At 69.0% G+C, this 6,367-nt stretch carries 5 protein-coding genes; 1 reads left to right on the forward strand and 4 read right to left on the reverse strand.

Features of this window, described 5'->3' with window-relative positions; translation table 11 throughout:
- Positions 1 to 798, reverse strand: a 798-nt coding sequence (locus ACTHL9_RS08710; protein WP_440518458.1) for a serine hydrolase domain-containing protein, incomplete at its 3' end; no start/stop codon positions are given.
- Between the two features lie 227 nt (positions 799 to 1,025).
- On the opposite strand from ACTHL9_RS08710, the gene ACTHL9_RS08715 reads away from it, so the two are divergent.
- Entirely contained in the window at positions 1,026 to 1,985 is a 960-nt protein-coding gene (locus ACTHL9_RS08715) for a squalene cyclase (RefSeq protein WP_440518459.1), read from the forward strand.
- A gap of 128 nt (positions 1,986 to 2,113) precedes the next feature.
- On the opposite strand, the gene ACTHL9_RS08720 is transcribed toward ACTHL9_RS08715, so the two are convergent.
- The 3 genes from ACTHL9_RS08720 to ACTHL9_RS08730 all read right to left on the reverse strand — a co-directional run.
- Positions 2,114 to 4,024 carry an FAD-binding monooxygenase gene (locus ACTHL9_RS08720; protein WP_440518460.1) on the reverse strand — a complete coding sequence of 637 codons (1,911 nt, stop codon included), beginning with the start codon at positions 4,022 to 4,024 and terminating at the stop codon, positions 2,114 to 2,116.
- A gap of 199 nt (positions 4,025 to 4,223) precedes the next feature.
- On the reverse strand, positions 4,224 to 5,252 hold the full coding sequence (locus ACTHL9_RS08725) for an aldo/keto reductase family protein (RefSeq protein WP_440518461.1): 1,029 nt from the start codon (positions 5,250 to 5,252) through the stop codon (positions 4,224 to 4,226).
- Positions 5,242 to 6,367: helix-turn-helix transcriptional regulator (locus ACTHL9_RS08730; RefSeq protein WP_440518462.1), on the reverse strand; the 1,126-nt coding region annotated here is incomplete at its 5' end. The genes ACTHL9_RS08725 and ACTHL9_RS08730, both read right to left, overlap by 11 nt.

Genomic DNA, 6,367 nt, shown 5'->3' on the forward strand with positions numbered 1-6,367 from the left:
GCCGTCCTGTGCTCGCCAGAGGCCCAGGCCGTACGGTGCCAGCCCGACCGTCTTCATGGCGTCGACCGAGCTGGGCTTCAGGAGGCGTCCGCCGAGGAGGGCCGAGAGGAACGTCGCCATGTCCTGCGCGGTGGTCGTCGCTCCACCCGTCACAAAGCGCACCAGCTCGCGGCCCGCGAGGTCCACGCGCTGGCCGTCAAGCCACCCGTAGCCGTGAAGCAGCCGGTCACTCGGGATGCTGCCCAACGTCGTCCCCGTGAGGTGGAGCGGGCGGAGGATATCGTCGTCGAGCACGTCCTTGAGGGGCTTGCCTCTCAGGCTCTCCACGAGGAGCGCGACGACGGCGGGCGCCGTGGCGGTGAGGGAGAACGGGGCGAGCCCGCTTGTGTCCCACGGCTGTCCCGCAACCCGGCGCACCACATCTGTCGGCGTGAGCGGGGCGTCGAGGGCGACGGCGGGCGGCCGCGGGTCGCGTGAGAGGTCCGGGATCTCGGAGGTCTGGCCGAGAAGCTCGCGAAGGGTCACGGGCCGCGGGACGGCGAGGCCGAGCGCCGAGAGCCGCTGGTCGAGCGGCTCGTCGAGGCTCATCCTGCCCTCCTCCACGAGCCGGAGCGCGGCCACGGCGAGCCACGTGTCCAGAAGGGTCCCCGGCAGGACCACGTCTCCGGGGCGCGCCGGGGTCGACGCATCGAGCGTCTTGAGACCGTACCCCTGATCCCACGAACCGCGCGGCCATTGGGCGTGCACCACCACCGCGGAGCCGCCGGTTGCGAGCGCGAGGTTCGCGGCGCGGTCCAAGGCCTCGACGCCCGGCGGGCCCGCCGGAACGGGAGTCGGTGCAGGCTCCGGGGCGTACGCGCACGCGGCAAGGACAACGGCGGCGACGGAAGCGAGGGTCGTGAATGCGAGGTGAAGCGAGCGCAGCGGGCGGATGATGCGTCAAGCGTCGCGCTGGCCGTCGACGGCGTCAAGGAACCCTGCCCATGCCGCTGCAACCCCGCTACGTCGGGCTGTAGCCTGTGGTGATGGTCGATGCCTCGCTGGCCGAATGGCTCCTCGACTCGGATCCCGCTCTGCGCTGGCAGGTCGAACGCGATTTGCTCGGCGCGCCCGAGGAGGTCTGGCGGGCTACACGGGCGCGAGTCGCCCGCGAAGGGCTCGGGGCCCGGCTCCTCGCCCTGCAGGATCCGGACGGGCAGTGGGCCGGAGGGGCCTACTTCCCCGCAGACTTCGACATGCGCGGCCCCGAGGCGGCACCCGACGCCGGCCAGCCCTGGACCGCAACGACGTGGGCGCTCAACACCCTCCGCGAGTGGGGACTCGACGCCGCGGTGCTCGCCGGGACGGCTCAGAAGCTCGACGCGAACAGCCGCTGGGAGTACGACGACCTGCCCTACTGGGGCGGCGAGGTCGACTGCTGCATCAACGCCTACACGCTCGCCAACGGAGCGTGGCTCGGGGCCGACGTCTCCGGCCTCACCGAGTGGTTTCCCCAGCACCAGCTGGACGACGGCGGGTGGAACTGCGAGTGGGTCAACGGCTCCAAGCGCTCGTCGTTCCATTCGACGCTCAACACCCTGATCGGGCTGCTCTCTTACGAGACGGCGACCGGCGGCGCCGAGGCCTTGCGGACCGCCCGCAAGGCAGGGGAAGAGTACTTGCTCGAACGGCGGCTGCTGCGCTCGCTGTCGACGGGCGGCCTTGTGGGGCCCTGGGCCAGTGTCTTCGCGTACCCGTTTCGGTGGCAGTACACCGCGCTCCGCGCTCTGGATTACTTCCGCGCGGCGGGTCGCTGGGATCCGCGTCTGGCGGAGGCCGTCGAGGTGGTCAGGGCCGCGCGGCGCCCCGATGGCACGTGGCTTCAGGAGGAGCGCTACCCGGGCCGCGTCTGGTTCGACGTCGACGTCCCGCCGGGCGAGCCGTCCAAATGGCTCACCTTCTACGCGGCGCGAGTCCTCGAGTGGTGGGATGTGGCCACGCGATAGGCGAAAGGTGGCCCCGCGTCCCCCGACGCGTGGCCGCCTCTTACCCGACGGGTGGCCACCTCTTACCCGACGCGTGGCCACCTCTTACCCGACGGGTGGCCACCTCTTACCCGACGGGTGGCCACCTCTCAGACGGTCTGGGCCTTCCGTGCGCCCAGGATCGGGGCGAAGAACGCGGCGAGCTCGGCCGTCGCCGTCAGGGGCAGGATGTTCGCGACATATTGATCCGGGCGCACCACGACGATCGCGCCCGAACGGTCGATGGCACGGACGTCGAAGATGTCCTCCTTCGGATCGACACCGTAGACCTTCTCGAGGTACGTGAGCTTGAACGGCCCGACCTCGGGCTTGAACACCGCAGGCACGGCGTTGATGTCGATGGTGCGGTGGTCCTGCTGGTAGATCACCTTGACGTCGAACCAGGCATCGCGGTCCGCCCCCGTCGGCGTCGCCGCGAGGGGCGAATCCGGGGAGTTCGCCAGCCACTCAGCAAGGTCGGCAACCGGCGACGGCGCACCGGCAGGTGAAGCGTCGGCGAAGACGTAGATGCGCCAGCGGCCGTCCGCCATCGCCTGATGCCCCAGGTGCAGGGGGTTCGTGTCGCACACCCGCACCACGGGCGCGGACTTGAAGCGCTTGCCGATCGGGAAGCCGGCCGCGAGGTCTTGGTGCACGGGCTCCCCGACAAGCATGGACGGTGCGTACTGCGTCATGAAGCCCGCGGGGAACTCGGCCGTGCTGACGTAGAAGTCCTCGAGCTCCGACGGGTCGTCGAACTCCTCGGGCTTCTTCGCCATGAGCGTGGACCACTCCTTGTCGAAGTCGATGAGGTTCTTCGCGACGACCTGGCGCTCGGCGGAGTACGTGGACAGCAGCGCCTCGGGGCTGCGTCCCTCGAGCACGTGGCCGAGCTTCCAGCCGAGGTTGAAGCCGTCCTGCATCGAGACGTTCATACCCTGGCCGGCCTTGGCGCTGTGCGTGTGGCAGGCGTCGCCGGTGATGAACACCCGCGGGGAGCGGTTGCCCAGCTGCTCGGGGAGGACGTCGTCGAACCGGTCGGTGAGTCGGTGGCCCACCTCGTACACGCTGTGCCATGCAACGTTCCGGACCTCGACGGTGTACGGGTGCATGATCTCGTTCGCTTTGGCGATGATCTGCTCGATGGTGGTGTTGCGCACGGCGCGGTGGTCGTCCGCCCCGACCTCGCCAAGGTCCACGTACATGCGGAACAGGTGGCCGCCCTCGCGGGGGATCAGGAGGATGCTGCCGCTCTCGGCTTGGATCGCGCACTTCTCGCGGATGTCGGGGAAGTCCGTGACCGCGAGGACGTCCATGACGCCCCAGGCGTGGTTCGCCTGGTCGCCGGCGAGGGTGCAGCCAATCGACTGCCGCACCTTGCTCCGCGCGCCGTCCGCGCCGACAACATACTTCGCGCGCACCGTACGCTGTTGGCCTTCGAGCTCTCCGGCGGTGTGCACCAAGGTGACGACGACGGGGTACTGGTTCTCCTCGTTCGGGTCGCCAGCAATCTCCAAACTCTGGAACTCGTAGCCATAATCGGGGCGCATCCGGGTGGGGGAGTTGGCCATCACCTCGGCGAAGTAGTCGAGCACGCGGGCCTGGTTGACGATCAGGTGCGGGAATTCGCTGATGCCCATCTCGTCGTCGACCGCCCGGCCGCCGCGGACGATGCGCGACGGATCGGAGGGGTCCGGCTTCCAGAATGCCATCTCGGTGATGCGGTAGGCCTCGGCGATGATCCGCTCGGCGAAGCCGAAGGCCTGGAAGGTCTCGACGCTGCGCGCCTGGATGCCATCCGCCTGGCCGATCGCGAGGCGTCCGGGCCGACGCTCGACGATGCGCGTGGTGATGTCCGGGAATTGGGAGAGCTGGGCCGCCGTGATCATGCCCGCGGGCCCAGTCCCCACGATGAGCACGTCGACCTCGTCGGGAAGTTCGTCCGGTCGATTGATGCCGACGCCGGCGGCCGGCTGGATGCGCGGGTCACCGGAGACGTAACCGTGGTGGTGGAACTGCACGGGCTTTCCTCACTTCGTTGTGGCTGGAGGCTTCACTATTCGATAATGGAACAGCGAGTTCTAATATCGCTCAATCATGGTAGGACACGTCACACATGCGCTTCAAGCCCCAGAATCCAGGCCCTGGCATAAACGAGAACGACGGCGGCACCTCAGCGCCGCCGTCGTCCTCCTTGCTGATGACTACCGTTGTCGATGACTAACGCCGCTTGATCTCCAGCTGCGCGTTGTTGGCGGGCGTCTGGCCCTTGACCGGGATGTCGCCGAGCGCCTCGTCGATGGCGGTCAGGACGTCGTCGCTCAGCTCGACGCCGGAGGCGGCGGCGTTCTTGTGAACCTGTTCGGGCCGCGAGGCGCCGATGATCGCCGAGGCGAGTTCGCTGCGGCGCAGAACCCAGGCGAGTGCCATCGTCGTGAGGTCGAGCCCGGCGCCTTCGGCGATCGGCACAAGCCGCTGGACCGCCTCGAGGATCGGATCCTGGAGGAAGCGGTCCTTGAACGCATTCATGGACTCGTTGGCGAAGCGGCTGTCCTCGGGCACGGACTGCCCAGGCTTGTACTTGCCGGTCAGCACGCCTTGGGCGAGCGGCGACCACACGATCTGCGAGATGCCGTTCGCCGCGCACAGCGGGAAGACCTGCTCCTCAGGCGCCTGCCACAGCATCGAGTACTGCGGCTGGGACGAGACGAACAGGTCCGGCCCCGCAATGTCGATGGCGGTCTGAATCTGCTCGGGCGTCCATTCGCTGAACCCGAGGTACCGTGCCTTGCCCTGCTCGACGACCTTCTGGAAGGCCTCGATCGTGTCCTCGATCGGAACGCTCGAGTCGAAGCGGTGCGCCTGGTACAGGTCCACGTAGTCCGTCTTGAGTCGGGTCAGCGAGGCGTCGATCTGCTTCGCGATCTGCTCCGACGAGAGCCCGGTGTCGGTGTCGGACATCTGGCCGAAGACCTTCGTGGCGAGGATGTAGGAATCGCGCGGGTGCTTGGAGAGGATGTCGCCCCACGCGGACTCGGCCGCGCCCCGCCCATAGACGTTCGCAGTGTCGAAGAAGTTGATGCCGGCGTCGAACGCGGCCTCGGTGCAGGCGACGGTCTGCTCCGCCTCGACGCCGCCCGAGTACGTGAGCCACGAGCCGAGGGAGATCTCCGAGACCTCGAGGTCGGAACTGCCGAGCTTGCGGTAGCGCATGAGAGTGCCTCCATCGTCGAAAGGTTTACTCTCCATGCCTACGCTTCTCCGCCGTCGTGTGGAAGGCCCTCTCAGAACCACTCACGCGGGCGAGCGCGATGGCCTCCGCGCGGGAGGAGACGCCGAGCTTGCGGAAGATGCTGCCCAAGTGGAACTTCACGGTGTTCTCGCTGACATGCAGCTCAGCGGCGATGGCGCGATTGCGCAACCCGCCGGTCAGCAGCTGCAGGATCTCCTCCTCACGGCGGCTGAGCTCCCATTCCGCGGCTTCGGGGGAGGGGCTCGCCGGCGGGTCGAGCGGCAGCGAGACGAACGAGTCCACGCCCCAGCCCGCCATGACCTCCATCCGGAGGCGGCCGTTGAGCGCCTGGACGCGCTGTTCGATGCGCCGGAGCCCATCCTCGGCGAGGGACAACTGTCCCTTGCCGTCGTCGCGGATGTTGACGAGCAGGTTCGTCCCGTCGCAGTCCCACTGCACTCGGATGCGGGCCACGTCGTCCTGCTCGACCATAGCCAGCACGAGCGAGCGCACGATCGCCCGCGCCGCGTGCGCCACCTCGCCGGGCAGCGCGCGTCCGTCCGCCGGCGGCTCCACGAACTGCAGCTCGATCCCGCCGAAGCGCTCGAGGGGCCGCAGGTCGCCGCGGAGCCGCTCGAACGCCGTTGCCACGGGTTCCTCGAGCAGCGCCGTGGTTCGGTCCGCGGACGCACGCAGCCGCACGAGGGCCGCGGCGGCGAGCTCGGTGGCCGCCGCGCGGGCGGTCTGGTCCGACTGATGCGGCGAGCGGAGCGCGGACAACAGGGTCTCGAGGGTGGTGGAGTGCTGGTCGGTCAGTTCCGCCGTCACCCGGGCGCGCTCGGCTGAGGCCGCGCGGGACTCGCGGAGGTACGACGGCGGAGCTTCCGCCACCTTGTCCCGGATCCGCACCGCGGTGAGGTGCCACAGGCGGGCCACGACGGCCAATGATCCATCCTCGTCCCGCCCGGAAGCGAGGGCGGGGTCGGTGAGTACGAGCAGCGCGTTGGTGCTGGACCGAAGGGTCAGTGCCGCCCTCGGCTGCCCGGCAATGATCTCCTCGTTCCAGCGCGGCTCGAGCCCCGGCAGCGAGGCGCGGATGCGGTCGAGCTCCTCGATCGAGACCCGGCTGATG

The sequence above is a fragment of the Sinomonas sp. genome, from assembly GCF_051955515.1.
Classification (GTDB): Bacteria; Actinomycetota; Actinomycetes; order Actinomycetales; family Micrococcaceae; genus Sinomonas.

Excerpts from the sequence above, each read along its gene's own strand:
- ACTHL9_RS08715 (WP_440518459.1), top strand. The coding sequence starts at position 1,026 with ATGGTCGATGCCTCGCTGGCCGAATGGCTCCTCGACTCGGATCCCGCT.
- ACTHL9_RS08725 (WP_440518461.1), bottom strand. The coding sequence starts at position 5,252 with ATGGAGAGTAAACCTTTCGACGATGGAGGCACTCTCATGCGCTACCGC.